Here is a 24,025-nt window from a genome sequence, read left to right as displayed (position 1 = left end):
TCTAGGCACCGGCGGGGCGCGGCGCTAGAGGCCGCCGCTCCGCTCAGCCGGCCGACTGCGGGAAGAGAGCGGCCAGCGCGTGGATCTCGTTCGCGAACACCAGTGGCACGACGAGGTCGAGCAGCATGGCGATCGCGATGACGAGAACCGTCGCGCCGGCCGCGATGACGACGAGCGCCGCGAACAACCTCAAGTAGGCGTTCTCGGCGATGGTCGCGAGCGCCCCCCGGGCTCGCTTGACCTGCGGAACCGACCCCGTCAGGGGTAGTTGGTGGTTCAGCGTCGTCATGGTGGTTCTCCCCTCGGTGGCCGACTCTCCCAGTCAAGCCGTCGAGCGGTCGCGCGGCATCCACCGAGGGGTTGGGTGTGTGTCATCCCCCGGTATGACCTTCGGCCTCCGCTCCCACGCTTGCGTGAACTGGAGTAAGATAGTTAGTGCCCTAACGAATTGAGGAGACATGGCCGGACGCTTCATGAGCTGGTACTCGCGTACCAACCAGAAACTCATCAGTGTCGCGGGCCCCGCTCAGCTCGGCGCCGGGCATCCCGAGGGCCCCGATCGCCGGTCGGCTTCCGCGCCGTGCCCGATCTGCGGGCGTCCGATGACCGAGCACACCGTGCAGCGCCCCGACGGTCAGCGCGATGCGACGCGGCTGATCTGCCCGGTCGCCGTCGCCTGACACTGCGATGAGGCGGCGGTGACGCCACGGTGACGCGGCGGTAACCGTCTCAGGGGGTTCGGGCCGCCGCCGCGATGATGGTGTGCAGACTCGTCCGCAGGGTCTCGAGATCGGCCACGGGCATCCCCAGGCGTTCGACGATGCGGTGAGGGATGAGTTCGGCCTCGGCCCGCACCGCGCGTCCCGCGTCGGTCAGCGTTACTTCGAGCGATCGCTCGTCGGTGGTGCTGCGCTTGCGTTCGATGTAGCCCGTGACCTCGAGCCGCTTGAGCAGCGGGGAGAGCGTAGCGGGCTCGAGTTGCAGCGTCTCGCTCAGGTCTTTCAGCGAGCGGGGGTCGCGCTCCCAGAGCGCCAGCATCACGAGGTATTGCGGATGCGTGAGCGACAGCGGTTCGAGCTCCGGCCGGTACAGGGCGATGACACTGCGCGCGGCGACTGCGAGGCCGAAGCACACCTGGTTCTCCAGCGCGAGCAGGTCTTCTGACATCCGCCCATTCTACCGAGCGGCGCGACTCAGGTGCCGGGCAGGCGCGAGAACTCGGAGGCGCGGGCGACCTGCTCGGCGGTGAGCGGCACGCCGGTGTAGCGCTCGAACTGGCGTGCGGCCTGCAAGGCGATCACCTCGGCCCCGGTGATGAGTCGCTTGCCCGCGGCGCGGCCCGCGGCCACGAGCGGAGTCTCCGACGGAAAGGCCACGACGTCGAACACCGTGGAGGCGCGCTCGACATGTTCCGGGCGGAAAGCGAGCTGCCCTTCGGCGTCGCCGCTCATCCCGATCGGCGTCACGTTGACCACCAGGTCGAACTCCGGGGCCGGGTCCACCGGCACCCAGCTGTAGTCGTAGCGCTCGGCGATATCCCGCCCGGCACCCTCGTTGCGGGCAACGATCGTGAGGTCGTCGAACCCCGCGCCGCTGAAGGCCGCGACGACCGCTTTCGCCATTCCGCCCGAGCCGCGCAGCAGAACCCGCTGGGCGGGATCGACCTCGTGCTCGGCGAGCAGTGCGGCGACGGCCTCGTAGTCGGTGTTCGATGCGGTCAGCACGCCGGCGTCGTTGACGAGCGTGTTCACCGACTCGATCGCCAGCGCCGACGGCTCCATCACGTCGACGAGCGGGATGATCGCCTCCTTGAACGGCATCGACACCGAGCAGCCGCGGATGCCGAGCGCCCGGATGCCCCGAACGGCTCCCTCGAGGTCGGTGGTCGTGAACGCCTTGTAGATGAAGTTCAGGCCGAGCTCGTCGTACAGATAGTTGTGGAACCGGGTGCCGATGTTGCTCGGCCGGGCCGCCAGCGACATGCAGACCTGCATGTCCTTGTTCAGGATGGGCATGCCTCCATCTTCGCAGGCCTCGACGCCCGGACACGGCGGCGGGACGCCGCGCCGAGGGGCGAGTAGGCGCGAGCTGGGCGGGGTGCCGGGCCGCAACTACTCGCCCCTCGGCGGGCAACGGCGGCGTCAGCGGGTGGGTGCGGGGAGGGCGTAGGCGCGCTCGGCGGAGTGGGTGAGGATGTCGGCGCGCTCGGTGGGCGTGAGAGGTGCGAGGAGCGAGCGCGTGGTCGCGACGGTGGCCGCGTAGGGGTCTGCGAGCGTGGAGACGGGCCAGTCGCCTCCGAACAGCATCCGGGAGGGTCCGAAGGCGTCGAGGGCGTGGTCGACCCAGGGGCGCAGGTCGTCGGCGTCCGCGTGCCCGGCGGGGCCCAGAGTCGTGAGGCCGGAAAGCTTCACGAAGACGTTCTGTCGTGCGGCGAGCTCGGTCATCAGCGTGCGCCACGTCTCGGGATCGGCGCCGCCGACGGGCGGAGTGCCGAGATGGTCGATCACCAGCCGCAGGGTGGGGAGCTCGGTCGCGATGGCGACGGCGTGCTCGAGATGGCGGGGGAGAACGCCGATCACATCGAAGGCGAGACCGCGTTCCGCGAGCAGCGCCAGCGACCGGCGCACCGCATGCCGGCCCAGCCAGTCGGGATCGGGCTCGTCATGGATGAGATGACGCACGCCGACGAAGCCGGGCCGCGCCTGCCAGGCGTCGAGCTGGCCGTGCGCTCGCGCAGGGTCGAGCAGGTCGACCCACGCCACCACCCCGGCCACTTCCTCGAACCCGTCGGCGACGGCGAACATCGCTTCGGAGTCGTCGACGGAGTTGGCGGCCTGCACCAGCACGACGCGGTCGACGCCCGCCTGCACCAACTGGGGGCGCACCTCGCCGAACTCGAAGGTGCGGTGGATCGGCCCCAGGCTCTCGGTGAGCCAGGGGTAGGAGACCCGTTCGAGATTCCAGAGGTGCAGGTGGGCGTCGACCGTCACGACTCAGGCCGCCAGGTCGAAACGGATGAGGATGGGGCCCTCGACAGCAGCAGGCGGCAGCACGAGGCTCGCGGCGTCGCCGGCACGCGTCGCCTCCACGGCAGTTCCGTCGGCGAGGCGTGCGGTCGAGACGTCGACGGCGTCGGAGACGCCGCGGATCGTGACGACGCCGCCCGCACCCTCGCTTCCCGCGACGAACGCGTTGGCGGTGTCGCCGGTTCGCGTCCACCGCACCCACGGCTCGGCGCCGGTGCCCGCGGCGGTTGCGGCCGAGGGCGCAGCGATCGAGGCGTCCAGCGTGGTCGAGCCGAACACCGCATCCCCGTTCACGGCGTTCCAGGCGGCCAGGTGCTCCAGCGTGCGGCGCTGCAGGGGAGGAACGGTTCCTTCCGCCGTGAGGCCGACGTTCAGCAGGAGGTTGCCGCCGCGCGAGACGATGTCGACGAAGGTCTTCACCGCATCCGGACCGCTCAGCAGGTGGGTCTCGTCTTCCAGCCGGTTGTGCCCGAACGAGTAGCCGATGCCGCGGCAGTTCTCCCAGCCGCCGTCGCCCTCGACGCTGAGCCCGTTCTGGTATTCGCTGGTGCGGATGTCCCAGTGCGTCTCGCCCCAGCGGTCGTTCGCGACGCCGTCGGGAGTCTGCGAATAGAACTTCTCGAACAGGTTCTCCATGCTGAACGGGCCGCGCGGCTTGCCCGCATCCGGCCACTCGATGTCGCCCCACAGGATGTCGGGTGCGTAACGGTCGAGCAGGTCGTCGACGTGCTTGTACGCGTACTCGGCGTAGGCCGCGTCGACGGGGCGGCCGAACTCCTGGCCGTCGTCGGTGATCGGCTCGAGGTCGGAGAAGTGCCAGTCGAGACCGCCGGAGTAGTACACGCCGAACCGGAGGCCCGCATCCCTCGTCGCCTTCTCGAACTCGCCGACCAGGTCGCGGCGTGGCCCACGGACCACGGTGTTGCGGCCATCGGTGCCCGGCGCATCCCAGAGGGTGACGCCGTCGTGGTGCTTGGTGGTGGGGATGAAATAGCCGGCTCCAGTGCTCTTGACCAGGGTGAGGAACTCCTCGGGATCGAACTGCGCCGGGTTCCACTGATCGATGAAGTCGTCGTACGGCGCCCCACCGAACGCGTCGCGCTGGTGCTGCGCCGCCGGGCTGTCTTCGATGCGGATGGTGTTGTAGTACCACTCGGCATACGGGTTGTGCTTGAACCAGTACTGCTTCTCGATCGTGCCGAGCTCGCCGATGGGCTCGGCCCAGGCCGGCACGGAGTACGGGCCCCAATGCACGAAGATGCCCAGCTTGGCGTCGGTGAACCACTGCGGGACGTCACGCTCGAAGCGCCGGTAGTTCTCGGGGCGGACAGGATCGTCTTTGAACATTGCCACGAGCGAGGTTCTCCTTCTTCGTCGAATGGATTGTGGGATGCGCCACTGCCACATATCCTATAGGCAATAGGCATTCTCGGTTCAAGAGCCTGTTCGTTCGAACCATCCCAACACCCGCTCAAAGGAGAGTCCGTTCCGTGGAATCCACCCTCGCAGTCCTTCCCGACAGTTTCGCCCGGCCGTCTGATTTTCAACTGCCAGGAGGCGAGTGGTTCATCGGGGCCGGGTTCGGCCTCTTCGTGCACTGGGATCACGCCAGCCAGCAGGGCATCGAGATCTCCTGGCCCCTGGTCGGCCGCTCGATCATCCCCGGCTCCGACGGCGTCGAAGACACGGTGTCGGTCGAGCAGTACCAGTCGAGCGCGGCCACCTTCGACCCGGTGGAGTGGGATGCGGTCGCCCTCGCCCGACTCGCCAAGCGCGCGGGGGCCCGCTACGTCGTGTTCACCGCGCGGCACCACGCGGGCTACTCCATGTTCCACACCGAGCACTCCGACTTCGGCATCGAGAACTCGCCCTTCGGCCGTGACATCACGCGAGAGTTCGTCGAGGCGATCCGGGCCGAGGGCATCCGGGTAGGCATCTACTACAGCCTGCCCGACTGGAACCACCCCGACTACCCGGCATTCGAGATGAGCGATCGGCCGTACCCGCTCGAGCACTGGCCGTCGGCGGGCGACCCTGCGTACGCCGGCACTCCGGTGGCCGACGACAAGCATCGTCGGTCGACGCCCGAGCAGTGGGCGCGCTTTCAGGCCTACCTGCGCGGTCAGCTCACCGAGATCCTCTCGAACTACGGCACGATCGACCTGCTCTGGTTCGACGGGGAGTGGGAGCGCTCGGAAGACGAGTGGGACAGCGCGGGGCTGCGCGCCCACATCAAGTCGCTGCAACCGGATGTGGTGATCAACGACCGCCTGCTCGGCCAGGGCGACTACAAGACGCCGGAGCAGGGCTTCCCGGTCACGGCGCCGGAAGGCCCGTGGGAGCTGTGCATGACCATCGGCCAGATGTGGGCGTGGCGGCCGGGGGACACGAAGAGCAAGAGCACGACGTCGCTCGTGACGACGCTGATCGAGGTCGCGAGCCGCGGCGGCAATCTGCTGCTCAACATCGGGCCCAAGGGCGACGGCAGTCTCAACGAGTCACAGGTCGACACGCTCACGGAGATCGGCGAGTGGATGGACAGGCACGCGGAGAGTGTCGTCGGCGTAACCCCCACTGCCGGTGTCGACTTCTACGGCCCGTCCACCGCGCGGCCGGGCACTCTCTACCTGCATCTCGTGATGCGCCCGATCGAGCAGGTGATCGTGCGGGGCATCCCCGTGGGGCGCGTCACGGGCATCCGCTTGCTGGCCACCGGCGAGCAGCTTCCGTACGAGATCAACTTCGAGGTGCACGAGCAGTCCGCCGCCGGCGAGGACCCGCTCGGCGAGATCCTCATCCCCGCGCCCCGCGCATCCGGAGCCCCCATCGACGTCATCGCGATCGACTTCGCCTGACCCACCGACCACCCGCCGACCACCTGCAATCGACTCCGGGAAGAATGCGCAAAATCTGCTCCGCAAACAGCATTCTTCCCGGAGTCGATTGCTTGACCTGGGGGAGGGAGGCGCTTATGCTTCCGATAACCTATATCAAAGACCCTATAGGATCGTGCGTCAGTGACAGCGCGAAACAGCAGGCTCAGTAGGCGATCACACAGATGAATCCAATGGAGGAGGCACAGCAAGTGACACCACGAAGCAAGCGTGCGGCGGGAAAGATCGGAACCGCCATCGTACTGGCCGGAGCGTTGACAGCTCTGGCCGGATGCGCAGGGGGCGGTGGAGGCAGTGCCTCCGGCGGCCCCATCTCGATGTACACCTGGGTGAGCAGTCAGAGCGACCGCGACCAGTGGGAGGGCTTCATCTCCCTCGGCAAGAAGGTCGACCCCAAGCTCGACGTCACCATCGACGGACCGAGCTTCAACGACTACTGGACGAAGGTCAAGACACGCCTCTCCGGCAGCAACCCGCCCTGCCTGCTCACGACGCAGGCGGCGCGCGCTCAGGAGCTGGGCGGGCTGCTCATGCCGCTCGACGACCTGATCAAGAAGTACAAGCTCGACACGTCGGCGTTCGACTCGTCGATGCTGAAAGGCATGACCGTCGACGGCACCATCCGGGCGATCCCGTATGACGCCGAGCCGATCGTGCTCTACTACAACGCCGACGCCTTCAAGGCCGCCGGCCTCACAGCGCCGGGAGCCACGTACACGCGTGAGCAGTTCCTCTCCGACGCGAAGAAGCTGACGACGGCCGACCACAAGGCGCTCGCGATCGAACCCGGCTTCTTCATCCCGAACGCCTGGGCCATCGCCGACGGTGCGGAAGCGGTGAAAGACGGCAAGCTCGACCTGACGAGCTCCAAGTTGGTCGACCAGGTGCAGAGCTACTTCGACCTGGTGAGCAAAGAGGGCATCGCCAAGGCCCCCGAAGCGGCCGACGGATCGGACGTCGCGCAGGCGGCCTTCACCGGCGGCAACGTCGACATGCTGATCGAGGGCCCCTGGATGTACGGCACCTTCGCCGACGCGGCCAAGTTCGACATGGGCGTCACCATCGTTCCGAGCACCTCCGGCGAGGCGCACGGCATGACGGCAGGCTCGGGATTCGGCATCGCCAAGAACTGCAAAGACCCCGACGGAGCGTTCAAGGCCATCCAGGCGATGACCGACACGAGCGTGCTCAAGGGTCAGGCCGAGAAGCGCGGAATCGTGCCGTCCCGCGCCGACGCGCAGTCGGCTTGGGCCGAGGGCAAGTCTCCGGAGGCGATGGATGCGGTCAACGCGCTGCTCTCCAACGCCACCGCCCAGCTCACCACCCCGACCTGGAACCAGGTCGAGACCCTGTTCACCCAGTACGGCGTCGAGGGATACCGGGGTGACAAGACGGCCAAGGATGTGCTGAATACGATCCAGCACTCGGTGGGCGGCTGAGCATGAGCTCCCCCCTCAGCACGGGTGCCGTCGTCTCGGAGGAGACGGCGGCATCCGCCGCGCCTGTGACCCGGCCGTTCGGGGTTCCGCATCCCACGCCGCCGCGGTCGAAGAAGAGGAAGGGCGACGGCCTCGTGGCTCTCGCCTACCTCTGGCCGGGTCTCGCCGGCTTCACGTTCTTCATCCTGGTGCCGCTGGTCGGCTCGCTGGTGATCAGCGGGTTCGAGTGGCCGCTGTTCGGCAGCCCGACGTTCGTCGGCATCGCCAACTACCAGAAGCTCTTCAGCGACCCGACGTTCTACACGGTGCTGATCAACACGGTGATCTTCGCCTTCGTGTACACGGCCCTCAACCTGGCTCTGGCGCTCGCCGTGTCGCTGTGGTTGAACACCCGGGTGAAGTTCGCCGGGTTCTGGCGCGTCATCTTCTTCCTGCCGGCGATCACGCCGATGGTCGCCAACGCGCTGGTCTGGCGCCTGCTGCTGAGCGACAACGGCATCGTGAACTCGGCTCTGGCCTCCATCGGCATCGATGGGCCGAGCTGGCTCTCCGACTCGACGTTCGCGCTGTTCTCCGTGATCACGATGTCGGTCTGGCAGTCGTTCGGCTACAACGTGATCGTGCTCTCCGCCGGTCTCGGCGGCATCCCGAAGGAGATTCTCGAGGCCTCCCGGATGGACGGCACCAGCGCCTGGCAGCGGCTGAAGTCGATCATCCTGCCGATGATCTCGCCCTCGCTGTTCTTCACCATGACGATGACCATGATCGGTGCGTTCCAGGTGTTCGTGCAGCCGCAGATCCTGACCCAGGGCGGTCCGGGGGAGTCCACGAACACGTTCGTGCTCTACCTCTACCGCAACGGGTTCGTCTTCGATCGGCTGGGCTACGCTTCGGCGCTCGCGTGGATCCTGTTCATCGTCGTGATGCTCATCACCGCACTGCAGTTCGCGGGGCAGAGGAAGTGGGTCAACTATGACAAGTGACACCATCGCTCAGACGGAGACGCGCCAACCCAAGCGCCCGCGGCCCAAGCTGCGCCCGGCCCAGAAGGTCGTCGCCACCAAGACCTGGCTGAACACCCTCGCCCTGGCGATCGTTGCGCTGATCTTCACCTTTCCGTTCATCTGGATGTTCTTCTCCGCCCTCAAGCCCGAGTCGGAGGTCTTCTCGTCGAAGCCGTCGTTCATCGGCTCGGAGGTGAAGTGGTCGAACTTCGTCGACGCGTGGACTCTGGTTCCGTTCGGCCGGTTCATCTTCAACGGCTTCTTCGTGTCGATCCTCGGCGCTCTGCTGTCGCTGATCGTCGCGGTGCTCTCCGCGTACGCCTTCTCGCGCCTGCGATTCAAATACCGCGACCGCATCTTCCTGCTCTACGTGCTCACGCTCGTGCTTCCGCAGGAAGTGCTGGTGGTGCCGCTGTTCATCATGATGAACCAGCTCGGGCTCGTCGACTCGTACGCGGCCCTCATCATCCCGTTCGCCTTCACCGCGTTCGGCACCTTCCTGCTGAGGCAGTTCTTCCTCACGATCCCGATCGAGTTCGAGGAGGCCGCCCTCATCGACGGCGCCTCGCGGTTCCGCACGCTCTGGTCGGTGCTCCTGCCGCAGCTGACCGCACCCCTGTCGGTGCTCGCGGTGTTCTCGTTCATCGGCTACTACAACTCGTACCTCTGGCCGCTGATCATCATCAACAGCCAGGAGCTGGCGACGGTTCCGCTCGGGCTGTCGATGTTCACGGGTGAGCACGGCACGCAGTGGAGCCTGATGATGGCGGCCTCGACCCTCGCGATCATCCCGTCGCTGATCATCGTCGCGGTGCTGCAGCGGCAGCTGATCAAGGGTGTCGCCCTCGGCGGGTTCGGCGGCCGGTAGTGGGCACCGGCCACCCGTCACCCGTCTTCGACCGAAAGCAGTTCACATGACCATCACCTCACCCCGCACCGCTCGCGCGCTCGACAGCACCATCGTCACCGCCGAGGCGTGGCTGAGCGACCTCGAGGTGGAGACGGTGCGCACCGACGCCGTGCAGTCGTTCGTCAAACAGGAGACGGTCTTCGTGCGCATCCGCACCGCCGGTGGCGTCGAGGGGATCGGCTACAGCTACACGATCGGCACGGGCGGCGGCGCGGTGCTCAGCCTGCTGCGCTCCGGGCTGCTGGATGTACTGGTCGGCCTCGACGCGAGCCGGCCCGAAGCCGTGTGGTCGGCGTTGTTCTCGTCGACGCGCGCGACCACCGTCGGCGTGATCACGTCGCTCGCGCTCGCCGCGGTGGACACGGCGGTGTGGGATGTGCGCTGCAAGGCCGCCGAGCTGCCCCTGTGGGTGGCGGCGGGCGGTGCGCGGCCGAGCATCCCGCTCTACGACACAGAGGGGGGCTGGCTGCATTTCAGCACCGACGAACTCGTCGCTCAGGCCGTGGAGTCGCAGGCGCTCGGGATGAACGGGGTCAAGATCAAGGTCGGCAAGCCGCGCGGCCACGAAGACCTCGAACGACTGACCGCGGTGCGAGACGCCGTCGGCCCCGGCATGGACATCATGATCGACGCGAACCAGTCGATGACGGCCGCGGAGGCCATCCGGAGGGCGGCGCTGTTCGAGCCGCTCGACATCTTCTGGTTCGAGGAGCCGCTTCCGGCCGAAGACGTCGCCGGGCACCGGCGCCTCGCCGAGTCGACCAGCCTTCCGGTCGCGGTGGGGGAGAGCATCTACTCGATCGGGCACTTCCGCGAGTACCTGCAGGCCGGCGCCGCCTCCATCGTGCAGGTCGACGTCGCCCGCATCGGCGGCATCACGCCGTGGCTGAAGGTGGCGCACCTCGCGGAGGCGTTCAACGTCTCGGTGGCGCCGCACTTTCTGATGGAACTGCATGTCTCGCTCACCTGTGCCGTGCCGAACGCGCTCTATCTGGAGCACATCCCGCAACTGCGCGCGGTGACGCACAGCGAGATGACCATCTCCGACGGCCAGGGTGTCGCGCCGATGGCGCCCGGCCTCGGCATCGAGTGGAACCTCGACGCCGTCGACGACCTGAGGGTGAAGTGAGCAGAATGAGTGACGTGACCGCACCGACGCTTTCGACACGGAGCTACGGCCGCGGCGGCTTGAGCGTCGGGCCGATCGGCTACGGCGTCGCGGCGCTCGGCAACCTGTATGCGCCCCGGCCCGACGACGTGTGGCCCGAATGCGTTCCCGCGGCCTGGCAGGCGGGCATCCGATACTTCGACACGGCCCCGCACTACGGTCTCGGCCTGGCCGAGGAGCGTCTGGGAGAGGGTCTCCGCGAGCTCCCGCGAGACGAGTTCGTGCTGTCGACCAAGGTCGGGCGGGTGCTGGAACCGAACCCCGACTACCGCCCGGGCGACACCGACATCGCCAACCTGTTCGCCGTGCCCGCCACGCTGCGGCGGCGATTCGACTTCTCCCGCGACGGCGTGCTGCGGTCTGTGGAGGACAGCCTCACCCGCTTGGGGCTCGACCGCATCGACGTGCTGTTCGTGCACGACCCCGACGAGCATGAGCGCGAAGCACTCGACGGCGCGTTCCCTGCGCTGGAGGAGCTGCGTTCGCAGGGTGTGATCCGGTCTTACGGTGCGGGCATGAACCAGTCCGCGATACTCACGCGGTTCGTGGAGCGCACCGACCTCGACATCGTCATGTGCGCCGGTCGCTACACGCTGCTCGACCCATCGGCCGAGGCCGACCTGCTGCCGGCCGCCCGCGAGAGAGGCGTCTCCGTCGCGGTCGCCGCCGTGTTCAACTCGGGCATCCTCGCGACGGATCGCCCGGCGAGCACCGCGACGTTCGACTACGGCGCCGCTCCGGCCGACCTCGTCGCCCGCACCGAGCGCATCGCCGACGTGGCCGACGCCTACGGGGTCACCGTTCCGCAGCTCGCCGTGCAGTTCCCGCTGCGGCATCCTGCCGTCTCGACGGTCGTGCTCGGTGCGGACTCCCCGGCGCAGATCACCCGCAACGCGGCCCTGGCCGACGTCGCGGTGCCCGGCGACCTCTGGGCCGAACTCGAGGATTCGGGTCTGATCAGCCGAAAGGCCGCCGACGCATGATCCGGATCCTCTACCCTCTTTCCTCTCTTTTCCGTCGACGCCGACCTACGATGTCCTCATGAGCATTGAACCTGCATCCGGCGAACGATTCCTCCCCGCGAGGAGGGCGCTCGCCGACGACGTCTACGACGCGGTGCTCGCTCTGCTCATGGACCAGGTGATCGAGCCGGGCAGCCGGGCGAGCATCGACGGCATCGCGCGCCAGCTGAACGTGTCACCGACGCCGGTGCGCGAGGCTCTGGCGAGACTGGAGTCGGAGGGTCTGGTCGTCAAGCGGGCACTCAAGGGATACACCGCCGCACCGCTGCTCGACAGCGAAGGGCTGCGGCAGCTGTTCGAGATGCGCCGCCTGATGGAGCCGTACGCTACGCGCAACGCCGTCGGCGAACTGACGCCGGCCACCCTCGACGAGCTCGAAGAGCTCTGCGAGGAGATGCACCGCAGTGGCGCCGCCGCCCAGAGCGGAGAAGATCGGTTCAACGACTACAAGGACTTCGCCGATCAAGACGCGGCCTTCCACCGCATCATCGCCGAGCACTCGGGCAACCTGTTGCTCTCGGATGCGATCGCGCGCCTGCGCTCGCACATGCACCAGTACCGCATCTACTTCAAGCACGGCGTGGTCGACGAGACCTCCGGTGAGCACGAGGCCGTTCTCGAAGCGCTGCGGGCCGGGGATGCCGAAGCGGCCGAGCAGGCGATGCTCGATCACATCACCAAGTCGTACCACCGCATCTCTGCGAGCCTCGAAGGCTAAGACGCGAGCCGGCCGCCGACCTGCGCAGGCGCCGGAGCCTCGACCCCGACATTCGGCTCGTCTTCGCCGGCGCCGATGGATGCCCAGACCTCGTCGAGCGAGAGCCCGAGAACGGTCGTGATCGCCGCGATGGTGGCGAACGACGGCGTGGCTACGCGCCCGGTCTCGATCTTGCGCAGGGTCTCCGGCGAGATGCCGGCGGTCAGGGCCACCTCGACCATCGAGCGCTCGCGGCGCGCTTGACGCAGGAGGGCGCCCAGGCGCTCTCCGCGCTCGACATCGACGGGTGACAGCGGCAATCGAACCATGACACCCATCGTAGCGGGATACTATTACCGGTATAACTATCCCGCTGTCTTGTGAAGGTGCTCTCTATGATCGAAATTCTCGGACCCGCCGAACTGCGTCGCGCGCACGCCAGTGGAGCGTTCGTCGGCGACACGCTACGCAGGCTGCGAGAACGCACTGTGGTCGGCACGAACCTGCTCGAGATCGACGGCTGGGCGGCGAGCATGATCGCCGAGGCGGGCGCGGTCTCCTGCTACGTCGACTACGCGCCCTCTTTCGGGAGCGGACCGTTCCGGCACGTGATCTGCACGTCGGTCAACGACGCGGTGCTGCACGGCCTTCCTCATGACTACGCGTTGCGCAACGGCGACCTCCTCACCCTCGACTTCGCCGCATCCCTCGACGGCATCGTCACCGACGCCGCGATCAGCTTCATCGTGGGAGACCGGGCGGACGACGAAGACGCCCGCATGATCGACGCCACGCGAAGGGCGCTCGCCGCCGGCATCGCGGCCGCCGTTCCCGGCGCCAGAACCGGCGACATCTCGCACGCGATCGGCTCGGTGCTCGCCGGCTCCGGCTACCCCATCAACACGGAGTTCGGCGGACACGGCGTCGGCTCGACCATGCATCAAGACCCGCACATCTCGAACACCGGCCGTGCGGGCCGCGGCTTCGTGCTGCGCCCCGGCCTCCTGCTCGCGCTCGAGCCCTGGGTCATGGCCGACACGGCAGAACTCGTCACCGACAGCGACGGCTGGACCCTCCGCAGCGCGACCGGCGCTCGCACCGCCCACACCGAGCACACCATCGCCATCACAGCCGACGGGCCGGTCATCCTCACCGAATAGTGGAAGCATCGCCCCCGCGCTGGTCATAGCCACCTATATCCAATAGGATGTTGGTTGCGGGATGCCCCGCGACGATGAAGTGGAAGGGCAGCGAGTGAGCAACGTCACCGGCTTCGAGACACTGGATGTGCGGTTCGAGACATCGGCGATGCTCGACGGTTCCGACGCGATGAACCCCGACCCCGACTACTCGGCGGCCTATCTCCGAGTGACGACGGATGCGCCCGACGGCCTCGAAGGGCACTCCTTCGTGTTCACGATCGGCCGTGGCAACGACGTACAGGTGGCTGCGATCGAGGCGGTCGCGCACCGGGTGATGGGCCGCGACGTAGAGGAGATCCTCGCCGACCTCGGCAGCTTCTGGCGGGAGTTCGTCTACGACTCGCAGTTGCGCTGGCTCGGGCCGGAGAAGGGCGTCATGCACATGGCCATCGGCGCCGTGGTCAACGCCTTCTGGGATCTCAAAGCCAAGCGCGCGGGTCTGCCGCTCTGGCAGCTGCTCGCGCGCATGACACCCGAACAGCTGGTCGACCTCGTCGACTTCCGGTACCTCAGCGACGCCATGACCAGGCAAGACGCCCTCGACATCCTTCGCGCCGCCGAGCCCGGCCGCGCCGAGCGCGAGGCGACCTTGCTTGCGGGCGGGTACCCGGCGTACACGACCACCCCGGGCTGGCTGGGCTACTCCGACGACAAGCTGCGCAGACTCGCTCGCGAGGCCGTCGACGATGGCTTCGAGCAGATCAAGCTGAAAGTCGGCGACCGGCTCGAAGACGATGTGCGCAGGATGCGCATCGCGCGCGACACCGTCGGCCCCCGCATCCGCATCGCCATCGACGCCAACCAGCGCTGGGACCGCGATCAGGCGATCGAGTGGATCCGTGCGCTCGAGCAGTTCGACCTCGCGTGGGTGGAGGAACCGACCAGTCCCGACGACGTGCTCGCCCACGCGGCCATCGCTCGCGCGGTCGCGCCGGTGCGCATCGCCACCGGGGAGCACGGGATGAACCGTGTGCTGTTCAAGCAGCTGCTGCAGGCGAACGCCGCCGCCGTCGTGCAGATCGACTCAACCCGCGTCGCCGGGGTCAACGAGAACATCGCGATCCTGCTGCTCGCGGCGAAGTTCGGCATCCCCGTCTGCCCGCACGCCGGCGGCGTCGGCCTGTGCGAGGCCGTGCAGCACTTCTCGATGTTCGACTTCGTGGCCGTCTCCGGCACGGAAGAGGGCCGCATGATCGAGTACACCAAGCACCTCCACGAGCATTTCGTGGCTCCGGTCACCGTGCAGGGCGGCCGGTACCGCGCGCCGCTCACCCCGGGCGCGGGCATGGAGATGCTGCCCGCATCCCTCGCCGCCCACGAGTTCGCAGCCGCCCTCCTGAAGTAGCCCGCGCGCCGCGCCCCCGCCCGCGCCCGCGCGCCGCAACCGCGCGCCGAGGGGCGAGTTCTTGCGGGCTGGAGACGTGCTCCGCTCGCAACAACTCGCCCCTCGCGCGCTAGTGCTGCGGGCGTGCCCGCAGGGTGTGCATGCCGCCGTCGACGGCCATGATGACGCCGTTGGTGCTGCCGGAGGTCGGCGACGCCAGGTAGGCCACCGCCTCCGCGACCTCCTGCGGCTGCACGAGACGGCCGCTCGGCTGGCGCGCCTCCAGTGCGGCGCGCTCCGCCCCCGGGTCGGCGGCGCTGTCGAGCAGCCTGCCGACCCACGGGGTGTCCGCCGTGCCCGGCGCGACCGCGTTCACCCGGATGCCGTAGGGCAGGCAGTCGGTCGCAATCGCGAGCGTCATGGCCGAGATCGCGCCCTTCGACGCCGAGTAGAGGGCGCGCTGGGGGAGTCCCGTCCACGCCGCGATCGAGCTCGTGAGCACGATGGCAGCGGAATCCGACGCCTTCAGATGCGGCATGGCGTGACGGATGGTGCGGGCCGACCCGATGACGTTGACGTTCAGCACCCGCATCCATTCGTCGTCGTCGTTCGCCTCGATGTCGCCCTGCGCGCCGATGCCCGCGTTGGCGACGACCACATCCAGGCCCCCGGCGTCAGCCACAACGGCTGCGATCGCGGCGCGCACGCTCTCGTCGTCGCCGATGTCGCAGCGGATGCCCGTGTGCGGCGCTGCGACCGCATCCGCGTCGAGATCGAGACAGAAGACGCGGGCGCCGCGCGCGTTCAGCTCGTCGGCGATGGCCTTGCCCAGGCCGGATGCCCCACCTGTGACGGCGGCGACGAGCCCTTCGAAATTGCGGGTCATGCGAATCCCTTCGTGTGCTGGCCGGTCACCTGGTGGCGGCGCGGACGACGGAGCGCTGCTCGCCGAGACCGTCGATGCCGAGTTCGACGACATCGCCGGCGGCAAGGTACGGGAACCGGCCGGAGAGCGCCACGCCCTCCGGCGTGCCGGTGTTGATGAGGTCGCCGGGCTCGAGCACGGTGAACTGGCTCAGGCGGTGAACGATCTCGGCGACGCTGAAGACGAGGTCGCTGGTGGTCGAGTCCTGCCGGGGCTGCTCGTTCACGGTCGAGCGCAGGCCGAGGCCCGAGCCGTCGCCCACCTCGGCGGTCGGAACCAGCCACGGGCCGAGAGGGTTGAACGTCTCGAAGCTCTTGCCCTTGCTCCATTGGCCGCCCGAGCGTTCGAGCTGGTATTCACGCTCCGAGACGTCGTTCGCCACGGTGAAACCGGCGATGTGCGCCAGTGCCTCGTCGGGCGAGGAGAGGTAGCGCGCGCGTTTCCCGATGACGGCGGCGAGCTCGACCTCCCAGTCGGTCTTCACCGATCCGGGCGGCAGCAGGATGTCGTCGTTCGGGCCGACCACTGTGTTCGGGTGCTTGTAGAACACGACGACGTCTTTCGGCGGCTCGGAGCCGGATTCGCGCGCGTGGGCGGCGTAGTTCATGCCGATGCAGATCACCGCGGAGGGTCGGGCGATGGGGGCGCCGACGCGCATCCCGCCGCCATCGAACTCGGGAAGCTCGCCCGCGGCGATGGCCGCAGCCGCCCGGGCCAGACCGTCGGAGGCGAAGAACGCTCCATCGAGATCGTCGGTCAGCGGCCGCAGATCCCAGGTGCTGCCGTCGTCTCCGCCGGCGACCGGGATCTCTGCTCCTGGTTCGCCGAGTCGCATGAATCGCATCGAGGGTCCTTTCGCTCGTACGGAGAGCCTATTACTATTTCCTATAGCATTCCAAGGAATGGTGCCCATGAGGGCCGCTCCGATCCCGATCCTAAGGAGAAGCATGCGCGTCGCACTGCACTCGGTGTTGCGAGAAGGCCACGAAACCGGGTATCTGGATGCGCACGCCGCCGTTCCCGACGACCTCGTCGCGTCGTTCGAACGGCTCGGCATCCACGACTGGAGCATCTGGCGCAGCGGGCGCGACCTGTTCCACCTGGTCGAGTGCGACGACTTCGTTGCTGCGATGGATGCGCTCGACACCGATCCCGCGAACGAACGCTGGCAGGCGTTCATCGGCCCCTTCGTCGACCACTTCGTCACCAGCGCCGACGGCCATGCCGGGATGCCCCTCGACAGCGTCTGGACCCTGCAGTCGCAACGCCGTGGCTCGGCCCGCGCATCCTGAGCCATTTCTGAGTGCGCCCCGTGCGGGGGTGGAACGCATGTGTTCACAACTTGACTACAACATCGGGATATTGCACTCTTATCGCTATGACCGCCATTTCGGGTTCTCCCGTTCGCGGCGCACGCAATCCCGGGTCGCAAGGCGCGTTGAGGCACTTGAACCAGGAACGGCTCTTCGAGTTCCTCCTGGCCAACGGCCCATCGACCCAGGCTGAGCTGGCGCGCGGAACGGGGCTCTCCACCGCCACCGTCTCCAACATCGTGCGAGACATGGCGGCGAAGGGCGTGGTCGAGACCTCGCCCGTGAACAGTTCGGGCCGTCGAGCCCTGCTGGTCCGGCTGACAGACACGGGAGACATCGCGGTCGGGGTCGATTTCGGTCGACGGCACGTGAGGATCGTGCTGGCGACGCTCGGCTACGAGGTGCTGGCCGAAGAGTCGCTGGCCCTGCCGCTGGGGTACGTCGTGGTGGAGAGCCTGAACGCCGCTTCGGCGCTGCTCGACCGCCTGCTGGAGGCCAACGGTTTCGAGCGCCAGTCGGTGCTCGCGGTGGGCGTCGGGGTGCCGGGGCCGATCGACCGGCGCACCGGAACCGTGCTGCAGGGCGCGATCCTGCCCGAGTGGGTCGGTGTCAACCTGCGCGACCTCGAGAGCGCCTTCCACTTCCCGATCGTCGTCGACAACGACGCGAATCTCGGCGCGCTCGCCGAAGTGACCTGGGGGGCCAACCGCGGCACCCGCAACCTCATGTTCGTGAAGATCGGCTCCGGCATCGGGGCGGGGCTCATCCTCAACGGCCAGCCCTACTACGGCCACCTCGGCATCACGGGGGAGCTCGGCCACACCCCGGTCGTCGAGCACGGCATCATCTGCCGTTGCGGCAACCGCGGCTGCCTCGAGACCGTCGCCTCCACGACCGTCATGCTCGAGTCGCTGAACCGCGGGACCGACGAGACGGTCACCACGGCCGACATCGTCACCGGCGGTCTCGGCCGCGACCCGGCGACGCTGCGGGTGGTCGGGGATGCGGGCGCGGCGATCGGCAAGGCCATCGCCAACATCGCGAACATCATCAACCCCGAGATCGTGCTGATCGGCGGCCCGCTCGCCGGTTTGGGGGATGCGCTGCTCGACCCGATCCAGCACGGCATCCGCCAGAACGCCATTCCCGCGATCGGCGAGACCACGACCCTGCGGATGTCGTCGCTCGGCGACCGCGCCGAATCCCTGGGCGCCGCTGCGCTCGTGATCCAGAGTTCCATCGCCGCCCACGACTGACGGTGAGGGCACCGAAGCCCGTCAAGTCGTTATCAGGTCGTTGTGTTCACTATTTGACGCCAAGACCGCACGTAGCGTTTACTACTTAGGCAGATAGATAGTTCGAAGCAGAGCAATACGTAAGGAGCGACGATGTCGTCGAACGCAGTCATCCTGGAGATGCGCGCGATCACCAAGGAGTTCCCTGGGGTCAAGGCGCTCGAGGATGTCTCCCTCACCGTCCGAGCCGACGAGATCCACGCGATCTGCGGCGAGAACGGTGCAGGAAAGTCCACCCTGATGAAAGTCCTCTCGGGTGTCTACCCCTATGGCACATACACCGGTGACATCGTCTACCAGGGCGAGGTGATGCGGTTCAAGGACATCCGCTCCAGCGAGCGGGCCGGAATCGTCATCATCCACCAGGAGCTGGCGCTCATCCCCGAGCTCTCGATCACCGAGAACATCTTCCTCGGCAATGAGCCCGCCCGTGGCGGCGTCATCAACTGGCAGGAGGCGAAGACTCGCGCGACCGAGCTGCTCGCCCGGGTCGGCCTGGCCGATGACCCGGACACCCCGATCAAGAACATCGGTGTCGGCAAGCAGCAGCTGGTCGAGATCGCCAAGGCGCTCAACAAGGACGTCAAGCTCCTCATCCTCGACGAGCCCACCGCCGCACTGAACGAGGCCGAGTCGAGCCACCTGCTCGACCTGATCCTCGGGCTGAAGAGCAAGGGCATCAGCTCGATCATGATCTCCCACAAGCTCAACGAGATCGAGCGCGTCGCCGACCAGATCACCATCATCCGCGACGGCCGCACCATCGAGACGCTCGACGTGAAGGCCGACGGCGTCGACGAAGACCGCATCATCCGCGGGATGGTCGGCCGCACGCTCGAGAGCCGCTTCCCCGAACACACCCCGAACATCGGCGAGACGTTCTTCGAGGTCAAGAACTGGGTGGTTCAGCACCCGCAGGTTCCCGACCGTCTCGTGGTCAAGAACTCCAGCTTCTTCGTGCGCCGCGGCGAGATCGTCGGTTTCGCCGGCCTCATGGGCGCCGGCCGCACCGAGCTCGCGATGAGCGTCTTCGGGCGCTCGTACGGCAACTTCATCTCCGGCGAGCTCTACAAAGACGGCAAAGAGATCCAGGTGCGCAACGTCAGCGACGCCATCGACGAGGGCATGGCTTACGTGAGCGAAGACCGCAAGGTGCTCGGGCTGAACCTGCTCGACGACATCAAGCAGTCGATCGTCTCGGCGAAGCTCAAGAAGATCGCCAAGCTCAACGTCGTCAACGACGAAGAGGAGTACGCGGTCGCTGAGCAGTACCGCAAGAGCCTGCGCATCAAGACCCCCGATGTCGACCGCGGTGTCAGCACCCTCTCCGGTGGAAACCAGCAGAAGGTCGTGCTGGCCAAGTGGATGTTCACCGACCCCGACCTGCTCATCCTCGATGAGCCCACCCGCGGCATCGACGTCGGCGCGAAGTACGAGATCTACGGCATCATCCAGGCGCTCGCCGCGCAGGGCAAGGGCGTCATCGTGATCTCCTCCGAACTGCCCGAGCTCCTCGGCATCTCCGACCGGATCTACACGATCTTCGAGGGTCAGATCACCAACGAACTGCCCGCGTCCGAAGCCGACCCCGAGACACTCCTGAAAAGCATGACATCCGCCCAGAAGAGGCCCGTTACGAAGGGTACAGCCCGATAATGACCACACAGATCCCCGAAAAGAAGAAGTCCGGAGGTATCCGCGACCTCGGAAAGATGTTCGGCGGCGGCCAGTCGACCGGACGCCAGTTCGGCATCCTCGGCGCGCTGGTCGTCATCATCATCTTCTTCGAGATCCTGACCGGCGGTAAGACGCTCGAGCCGGTCAACCTCATCAACATGGTGAACCAGAACGCCTACGTTCTGATCCTCGCCATCGGCATGGTGATGGTCATCATCGCCGGCCACATCGACCTGTCGGTCGGCTCTGTGGCGGCTGTGGTGGGCATCATCGTCGCGAAGTCGATGCAGGACTGGAACCTCCCCTGGCCGCTCGCGATCATCCTCGGCCTCGTGGTCGGCGTGATCATCGGAGCCTGGCAGGGCTGGTGGGTCGCCTACGTCGGGGTCCCGGCGTTCATCGTCACCCTGGCGGGCATGCTCATCTTCCGTGGCCTGAACCAGGCGATCGGAAACGCGAACACCATCCCGGTGCCCGACGGCTTCACCTACATCGGTGGTGGCTTCCTCCCTGACTGGGGCCCCGACTTCGGCTACAACAACTCGACGTTGCTGCTGGGGCTGCTCATCGCGATCGTCATCGCGATCTCCGAATGGCGCAAGCGCCGCACACAGACCAAGATGGGCTCCGAGAAGGCGCCCCTGTGGGTCAGCGTGTTCAAGGTGGTCGTGCTGGATGCTGTCGTCATCTACGCCGCGTTCCTGTTCGCCGGCGGTCGCATCGGCACGAGCTTCCCGGTGTCGGGCATCATCCTCGGCATCCTCGTGGTCGTGTACTCGTTCGTGACCCGCAGCACGATCTTCGGCCGTCACATCTACGCGGTCGGCGGCAACTGGCACGCAGCAGAGCTCTCCGGCGTCAAGATCAAGCGCATCAACTTCTTCGTCATGATGAACATGTCGGTGCTCGCGGCTCTCGCCGGCATGGTCTCGGTGGCCCGCTCGATCTCCTCCGGCCCGCAGGACGGCCTCGGCTGGGAGCTCGACGCCATCGCCGCCGTCTTCATCGGTGGCGCAGCGGTCTCCGGTGGTATCGGAACCGTCGCCGGCTCCATCATCGGTGGTCTCGTCATCGCCGTGCTGAACAACGGCCTGCAGCTCCTCAGCGTCACGTCCGACCGTGTGCAGATCATCAAGGGCCTCGTGCTCCTGGCGGCCGTCGGCATCGACGTCTACAGCAAGCGCCGGGGAGGCGCGTCGTTGATCGGCAGATTCGGTCGCAAAGACAAGTCGGACGACGCGGCCGGCGCCGACCAGCCCGCCGTGGTTCCCTCGGCGGACGAGCCCGAGGCGAGCTCCCGTTCGCTCTCTTCCTGAAGTTTTTCCCGAAGAAACACCTGTAGTACTCCCTGCACCATCCAAAAAGAGAAAGTGAAAGTACACATGCGCAAAATCGCAATCGCGACAGTAGCCGTCGCTGCTGCCGCCGCGCTGGCCCTGTCGGGCTGCTCCAGCCGCGGATCGGGCAGCGATGCCTCGGCCGCTGCGGGCTTCGACAAGGGCGCGACCATCGGCGTCGCCCTTCCGACCAAGACGTCGGAGAACTGGGTTCTCGCCGGTGACCTGTTCACCAACGGGCTCAAGGATGCCGGCTTCAAGCCCGACGTTCAGTACGCGGGTGCTTCCGGCGCTGTCGCCGACCAGCAGAGCCAGATCCAGTCGATGATCACCAACGGCGCCAAGGTCGTCATCATCGGTGCCGTCGACGGTGGACAGCTTGCGGCTCAGGCCAAGGCTGCTCACGACGCCGGCGCCACCGTCATCGCCTACGACCGCCTGATCCTCAACTCGCCGAACGTCGACTACTACGTCGCGTACGACAACGAGAAGGTCGGCGAACTGCAGGGTCAGGCCCTGCTCGACGGCATGGCCAAGCGCTTCCCGGGCAAGAAGAACTACAACATCGAGCTGTTCTCGGGTTCGCCCGACGACGCGAACTCGAAGGTCTTCTTCGACGGCGCCATGAAGATCCTGCAGCCGAAGATCGACGACGGCACCCTCAAGGTCGTCTCCGGTCAGACGGAGATCAAGCAGACCGCTACCCAGGGCTGGCTGCCGGCGAACGCGCAGACCCGCATGGACACCCTGCTCGCCGCGAACTACGGTTCGACCGAGCTGGATGGCGTTCTGTCGCCGAACGACACCCTCGCTCGCGCCATCATCACCTCGGTGCAGGGTGCTGGCAAGCCGGTCCCGGTCGTCACCGGCCAGGACTCGGAGCCGGAGTCGGTCAAGTCGATCATGGCGGGTATCCAGTACTCCACGATCAACAAGGACACCCGCAACCTCGTCAAGCAGGCCATCGCCATGGTGAAGGACCTGCAGCAGGGCAAGAAGCCTGAGACGAACGACGACAAGTCGTACGACAACGGCAAGAAGGTCGTTCCGGCCTTCCTGCTGAAGCCGGTCATCGTCACCAAGGAGAACGCGGCCGAGGCTTACGCCAACGACCCGTCCCTGGAGCCGCTGACCAAGTAGTCGCAGCACCAGAACAGAAAGGGCCGGACCTCGTGAAGAGGTCCGGCCCTTTCTTTGTTCCCCCTGGGTTCCCCCGGTGTCCCCTGTGCCCCCGGCTCAAGGTCTCGTACCAAACGTACGGTTATCGTCTGTGGGCCGGCATCAGGGGTGGCACGGATCTTTGTGGCCGTGCAGCCTCGCATGTCAGGTCGGGTCGGGTCAGGTCGGGTCGGGGATCGACCGCATGAGCTTCTGCACGTGTCGGTCGATGAGATCGGCGGCGGCCCGGCCGTCTTGCCTCCCCAGCGCCACGGTGAACTCGTCTACGAAAGTGCACATGTCGTCGAACACGGGCCTTCCCACCAGCTTGCGCGCGAGACGGTGCACCTGAGGTAGCACGTTCGTCAGGGTGCGGAGCCGAACGGGGTTGCCGTCGACCAGAACGCAGGTGGTCACCAGGTGCTCGAGGCCGCCGACGACCTGGGACACGTCCTGGTCCGTCGTCGACCTGACGAGGTCGTTCGCGATCTCGGCGACGATGGCGATGTCTTCTGGTTCCCAGCTCGCGAGGCTGCGACGCACGGCGCCCGACCAGAGGTCGGCGGCGACCTCGACCGCGCCTTTGACGCCGACGACGTCGAACGGAGCGACTCGCGTGAACCTGTTCCTTTCCATTTCGACGAGGCCCTGCGCCATCAGCCGTTCGAGGGCGTGACGGATGGGCGTGCGCGAGATTCCGAGCCACGCGACCAGGTCGGGGTCTCGGAGGCGTTCACCGGGGGCGAGGGTTCCGTCGAGAATGGCTGCCTCAATGCGCGAGTACGCCTCGTCGGACAGCGACACCCTCGTCACGTGGTCTGTGGGCATGGGCATGGCGGAACCTCCGGGCGCTGTCAAGTATGTTGGTACATCGATGCTAAACTTTATGTATATTACACCCGGTATGGGCTGAGTGAGAAGGAAGAGCATGATCGTCGACGTTGATTCACCGCTCGCGAGCATCACCCCACAAGGCGTCGACCGACGGCTGCTTCGCAACGACGTCTACGAGTTGCTGCTCGAGCGCATCCTCCGCGGTGACCTGAAGCCGGGCACAAGACTCAAAGACACCGAGCTGACAGCGTGGCTCCTCGTCTCCAGAACTCCCGTGCGCGAGGCGCTGAGCCGGCTCTCCGCCATCGGGCTGGTGGCGACGGCACCGAACCGGTACACGCTCGTCGCGCGTCTGGACAGCACCGAGATCGCGTCGATCGCGCACATCCTCCGGCTGCTCTATCAGGGAGCGCTGGCCGACGCCCTCGACACCATGTCCGTCGAAGTGGAACTGGAACTCGACCTGCTCGCGGGAAGGCTCGAACGCGACCCGCAGACCAACCCCGTCGATGTGTTGCGCCGTGTGCTCACCCTGATGCTGTCGATGCTGCCGAATCGCGTGCTGGCCGACACGATCGAGGCGCTTCAGCTGCGGGTGTTCCGCTACCTCTATCTCGCCGACAGTGCGGCAGGGCAGGTCGCCGGCGCCCAGCGGGTCGCCGGGCTGGCGCGCACCATCGCGGTGGACGGCGCGCGAGCGGGCGGCGAGATCCTCGAGATGCTGCACGAGATCGGCGCATCCGCAGAAGAATCGGCCACCGCCTCCGATCACACGCCCCGCCGATAGCCGAGCGAGTCCT

General features: G+C 67.0%; 25 protein-coding genes. 16 read left to right on the top strand and 9 right to left on the bottom strand.

The genetic code is table 11. The annotated features are described in order from the left end of the window. Positions 1-43: 43 nt before the first annotated feature. Positions 44-289 carry a hypothetical protein gene (locus ACFVWR_RS02960; RefSeq protein ID WP_387207816.1) on the bottom strand — a complete coding sequence of 82 codons (246 nt, stop codon included), beginning with the start codon at positions 287-289 and terminating at the stop codon, positions 44-46. A 169-nt stretch (positions 290-458) separates the two neighbouring features. Between ACFVWR_RS02960 and ACFVWR_RS02955 the strand changes: the two genes are divergently transcribed. After that, positions 459-680 (top strand): hypothetical protein, encoded by a 222-nt coding sequence (locus ACFVWR_RS02955; RefSeq protein ID WP_387207814.1) that lies wholly within the window; start codon positions 459-461, stop codon positions 678-680. A 49-nt stretch (positions 681-729) separates the two neighbouring features. Here ACFVWR_RS02955 and ACFVWR_RS02950 read toward each other — a convergent pair whose 3' ends face one another. From ACFVWR_RS02950 to ACFVWR_RS02935, 4 genes are all read right to left on the bottom strand, one after another. Continuing rightward, entirely contained in the window at positions 730-1,167 is a 438-nt protein-coding gene (locus ACFVWR_RS02950) for a MarR family winged helix-turn-helix transcriptional regulator (RefSeq protein ID WP_387207812.1), read from the bottom strand. 26 nt (positions 1,168-1,193) lie between these two features. Then, positions 1,194-2,015, bottom strand: a complete 822-nt coding sequence (locus ACFVWR_RS02945; RefSeq protein WP_387207810.1) for a shikimate 5-dehydrogenase — start codon at positions 2,013-2,015, stop codon at positions 1,194-1,196. A gap of 126 nt (positions 2,016-2,141) precedes the next feature. Next, positions 2,142-2,990 carry an amidohydrolase family protein gene (locus ACFVWR_RS02940; RefSeq protein WP_387207808.1) on the bottom strand — a complete coding sequence of 283 codons (849 nt, stop codon included), beginning with the start codon at positions 2,988-2,990 and terminating at the stop codon, positions 2,142-2,144. 3 nt (positions 2,991-2,993) lie between these two features. Beyond that, entirely contained in the window at positions 2,994-4,373 is a 1,380-nt protein-coding gene (locus ACFVWR_RS02935) for an alpha-L-fucosidase (protein ID WP_387207979.1), read from the bottom strand. 143 nt (positions 4,374-4,516) lie between these two features. On the opposite strand from ACFVWR_RS02935, the gene ACFVWR_RS02930 reads away from it, so the two are divergent. The 7 genes from ACFVWR_RS02930 to ACFVWR_RS02900 all read left to right on the top strand — a co-directional run bounded on the left by ACFVWR_RS02930 (position 4,517) and on the right by ACFVWR_RS02900 (position 12,181). Then, positions 4,517-5,881 carry an alpha-L-fucosidase gene (locus ACFVWR_RS02930; protein WP_387207806.1) on the top strand — a complete coding sequence of 455 codons (1,365 nt, stop codon included), beginning with the start codon at positions 4,517-4,519 and terminating at the stop codon, positions 5,879-5,881. Positions 5,882-6,111: 230 nt separating this feature from the next. Continuing rightward, positions 6,112-7,359: an ABC transporter substrate-binding protein gene (locus tag ACFVWR_RS02925; protein WP_387207804.1), complete on the top strand. Its 1,248-nt coding sequence runs from the start codon at positions 6,112-6,114 to the stop codon at positions 7,357-7,359. Between the two features lie 2 nt (positions 7,360-7,361). Continuing rightward, positions 7,362-8,342 (top strand): carbohydrate ABC transporter permease, encoded by a 981-nt coding sequence (locus ACFVWR_RS02920; protein WP_387207802.1) that lies wholly within the window; start codon positions 7,362-7,364, stop codon positions 8,340-8,342. Continuing rightward, entirely contained in the window at positions 8,332-9,231 is a 900-nt protein-coding gene (locus tag ACFVWR_RS02915) for a carbohydrate ABC transporter permease (RefSeq protein WP_387207800.1), read from the top strand. Before ACFVWR_RS02920 ends, ACFVWR_RS02915 begins: the two co-directional genes overlap by 11 nt. Positions 9,232-9,277: 46 nt before the next feature. Continuing rightward, positions 9,278-10,402: a mandelate racemase/muconate lactonizing enzyme family protein gene (locus tag ACFVWR_RS02910; protein ID WP_387207798.1), complete on the top strand. Its 1,125-nt coding sequence runs from the start codon at positions 9,278-9,280 to the stop codon at positions 10,400-10,402. Positions 10,403-10,416: 14 nt separating this feature from the next. Continuing rightward, entirely contained in the window at positions 10,417-11,424 is a 1,008-nt protein-coding gene (locus ACFVWR_RS02905; protein WP_387207796.1) for an aldo/keto reductase, read from the top strand. Positions 11,425-11,482: 58 nt separating this feature from the next. Further along, positions 11,483-12,181 carry a GntR family transcriptional regulator gene (locus tag ACFVWR_RS02900; RefSeq protein WP_387207794.1) on the top strand — a complete coding sequence of 233 codons (699 nt, stop codon included), beginning with the start codon at positions 11,483-11,485 and terminating at the stop codon, positions 12,179-12,181. On the opposite strand, the gene ACFVWR_RS02895 is transcribed toward ACFVWR_RS02900, so the two are convergent. Next, positions 12,178-12,489, bottom strand: coding sequence for a helix-turn-helix domain-containing protein (locus tag ACFVWR_RS02895; RefSeq protein WP_387207792.1), 312 nt, complete (start codon positions 12,487-12,489; stop codon positions 12,178-12,180). The genes ACFVWR_RS02900 and ACFVWR_RS02895 overlap by 4 nt on opposite strands. A 66-nt stretch (positions 12,490-12,555) precedes the next feature. On the opposite strand from ACFVWR_RS02895, the gene map reads away from it, so the two are divergent. Both map and ACFVWR_RS02885 read left to right on the top strand, forming a co-directional pair. Then, positions 12,556-13,320, top strand: coding sequence for a type I methionyl aminopeptidase (gene map / locus ACFVWR_RS02890; RefSeq protein ID WP_387207790.1), 765 nt, complete (start codon positions 12,556-12,558; stop codon positions 13,318-13,320). Between the two features lie 94 nt (positions 13,321-13,414). Further along, complete coding sequence (locus ACFVWR_RS02885) at positions 13,415-14,707, top strand: enolase C-terminal domain-like protein (protein ID WP_387207977.1); 1,293 nt, start codon at positions 13,415-13,417, stop codon at positions 14,705-14,707. A gap of 109 nt (positions 14,708-14,816) precedes the next feature. On the opposite strand, the gene ACFVWR_RS02880 is transcribed toward ACFVWR_RS02885, so the two are convergent. Together ACFVWR_RS02880 and ACFVWR_RS02875 are read right to left on the bottom strand one after the other, a co-directional pair. Further along, positions 14,817-15,572 carry an SDR family NAD(P)-dependent oxidoreductase gene (locus ACFVWR_RS02880; RefSeq protein WP_387207788.1) on the bottom strand — a complete coding sequence of 252 codons (756 nt, stop codon included), beginning with the start codon at positions 15,570-15,572 and terminating at the stop codon, positions 14,817-14,819. Positions 15,573-15,597: 25 nt separating this feature from the next. Further along, a complete protein-coding gene (locus ACFVWR_RS02875; RefSeq protein ID WP_387207786.1) occupies positions 15,598-16,455 on the bottom strand; it encodes a fumarylacetoacetate hydrolase family protein in 858 nt (285 codons plus the stop codon). 103 nt (positions 16,456-16,558) lie between these two features. Here ACFVWR_RS02875 and ACFVWR_RS02870 point away from each other — a divergent pair, with 103 nt between their 5' ends. From ACFVWR_RS02870 to ACFVWR_RS02850, 5 genes are all read left to right on the top strand, one after another. Then, on the top strand, positions 16,559-16,903 hold the full coding sequence (locus ACFVWR_RS02870) for an L-rhamnose mutarotase (protein WP_387207784.1): 345 nt from the start codon (positions 16,559-16,561) through the stop codon (positions 16,901-16,903). An 86-nt stretch (positions 16,904-16,989) separates the two neighbouring features. Further along, entirely contained in the window at positions 16,990-18,180 is a 1,191-nt protein-coding gene (locus ACFVWR_RS02865) for an ROK family transcriptional regulator (RefSeq protein ID WP_387207782.1), read from the top strand. A 132-nt stretch (positions 18,181-18,312) separates the two neighbouring features. Continuing rightward, the gene (mmsA, locus tag ACFVWR_RS02860; RefSeq protein ID WP_387207780.1) at positions 18,313-19,875 is read left to right on the top strand and encodes a multiple monosaccharide ABC transporter ATP-binding protein; all 1,563 of its coding nucleotides are present in this window, start codon (positions 18,313-18,315) and stop codon (positions 19,873-19,875) included. Next, on the top strand, positions 19,875-21,212 hold the full coding sequence (gene mmsB / locus ACFVWR_RS02855) for a multiple monosaccharide ABC transporter permease (RefSeq protein ID WP_387207778.1): 1,338 nt from the start codon (positions 19,875-19,877) through the stop codon (positions 21,210-21,212). Before mmsA ends, mmsB begins: the two co-directional genes overlap by 1 nt. A gap of 66 nt (positions 21,213-21,278) precedes the next feature. Then, positions 21,279-22,373: a substrate-binding domain-containing protein gene (locus ACFVWR_RS02850; protein ID WP_387207776.1), complete on the top strand. Its 1,095-nt coding sequence runs from the start codon at positions 21,279-21,281 to the stop codon at positions 22,371-22,373. 198 nt (positions 22,374-22,571) lie between these two features. Here ACFVWR_RS02850 and ACFVWR_RS02845 read toward each other — a convergent pair whose 3' ends face one another. Further along, positions 22,572-23,225: a GntR family transcriptional regulator gene (locus ACFVWR_RS02845; protein WP_387207774.1), complete on the bottom strand. Its 654-nt coding sequence runs from the start codon at positions 23,223-23,225 to the stop codon at positions 22,572-22,574. A 94-nt stretch (positions 23,226-23,319) separates the two neighbouring features. Between ACFVWR_RS02845 and ACFVWR_RS02840 the strand changes: the two genes are divergently transcribed. After that, positions 23,320-24,012 (top strand): GntR family transcriptional regulator, encoded by a 693-nt coding sequence (locus ACFVWR_RS02840; protein ID WP_387207772.1) that lies wholly within the window; start codon positions 23,320-23,322, stop codon positions 24,010-24,012. The last annotated feature ends 13 nt before the right edge of the window (positions 24,013-24,025 follow it).

It is taken from the genome of Leifsonia sp. NPDC058292 (genome assembly GCF_042880955.1).
In the GTDB taxonomy this organism is placed as follows: domain Bacteria; phylum Actinomycetota; class Actinomycetes; order Actinomycetales; family Microbacteriaceae; genus Leifsonia.
Note: the sequence above shows the minus strand (reverse complement) of the source record. Positions and strands in the feature narration are given on the sequence as shown.

Bases quoted from the DNA above. Each gene is read 5' to 3' on its own strand.
- ACFVWR_RS02960 (WP_387207816.1), bottom strand. From the start codon at position 289: ATGACGACGCTGAACCACCAACTACCCCTGACGGGGTCGGTTCCGCAG.
- ACFVWR_RS02955 (WP_387207814.1), top strand. From the start codon at position 459: ATGGCCGGACGCTTCATGAGCTGGTACTCGCGTACCAACCAGAAACTC.
- ACFVWR_RS02950 (WP_387207812.1), bottom strand. From the start codon at position 1,167: ATGTCAGAAGACCTGCTCGCGCTGGAGAACCAGGTGTGCTTCGGCCTC.
- ACFVWR_RS02945 (WP_387207810.1), bottom strand. From the start codon at position 2,015: ATGCCCATCCTGAACAAGGACATGCAGGTCTGCATGTCGCTGGCGGCC.
- ACFVWR_RS02935 (WP_387207979.1), bottom strand. From the start codon at position 4,373: ATGTTCAAAGACGATCCTGTCCGCCCCGAGAACTACCGGCGCTTCGAG.
- ACFVWR_RS02920 (WP_387207802.1), top strand. From the start codon at position 7,362: ATGAGCTCCCCCCTCAGCACGGGTGCCGTCGTCTCGGAGGAGACGGCG.
- ACFVWR_RS02915 (WP_387207800.1), top strand. From the start codon at position 8,332: ATGACAAGTGACACCATCGCTCAGACGGAGACGCGCCAACCCAAGCGC.
- ACFVWR_RS02910 (WP_387207798.1), top strand. From the start codon at position 9,278: ATGACCATCACCTCACCCCGCACCGCTCGCGCGCTCGACAGCACCATC.
- ACFVWR_RS02900 (WP_387207794.1), top strand. From the start codon at position 11,483: ATGAGCATTGAACCTGCATCCGGCGAACGATTCCTCCCCGCGAGGAGG.
- ACFVWR_RS02895 (WP_387207792.1), bottom strand. From the start codon at position 12,489: ATGGTTCGATTGCCGCTGTCACCCGTCGATGTCGAGCGCGGAGAGCGC.
- map (WP_387207790.1), top strand. From the start codon at position 12,556: ATGATCGAAATTCTCGGACCCGCCGAACTGCGTCGCGCGCACGCCAGT.
- ACFVWR_RS02880 (WP_387207788.1), bottom strand. From the start codon at position 15,572: ATGACCCGCAATTTCGAAGGGCTCGTCGCCGCCGTCACAGGTGGGGCA.
- ACFVWR_RS02875 (WP_387207786.1), bottom strand. From the start codon at position 16,455: ATGCGATTCATGCGACTCGGCGAACCAGGAGCAGAGATCCCGGTCGCC.
- ACFVWR_RS02870 (WP_387207784.1), top strand. From the start codon at position 16,559: ATGCGCGTCGCACTGCACTCGGTGTTGCGAGAAGGCCACGAAACCGGG.
- ACFVWR_RS02865 (WP_387207782.1), top strand. From the start codon at position 16,990: ATGACCGCCATTTCGGGTTCTCCCGTTCGCGGCGCACGCAATCCCGGG.
- mmsA (WP_387207780.1), top strand. From the start codon at position 18,313: ATGTCGTCGAACGCAGTCATCCTGGAGATGCGCGCGATCACCAAGGAG.
- mmsB (WP_387207778.1), top strand. From the start codon at position 19,875: ATGACCACACAGATCCCCGAAAAGAAGAAGTCCGGAGGTATCCGCGAC.
- ACFVWR_RS02850 (WP_387207776.1), top strand. From the start codon at position 21,279: ATGCGCAAAATCGCAATCGCGACAGTAGCCGTCGCTGCTGCCGCCGCG.
- ACFVWR_RS02845 (WP_387207774.1), bottom strand. From the start codon at position 23,225: ATGCCCATGCCCACAGACCACGTGACGAGGGTGTCGCTGTCCGACGAG.
- ACFVWR_RS02840 (WP_387207772.1), top strand. From the start codon at position 23,320: ATGATCGTCGACGTTGATTCACCGCTCGCGAGCATCACCCCACAAGGC.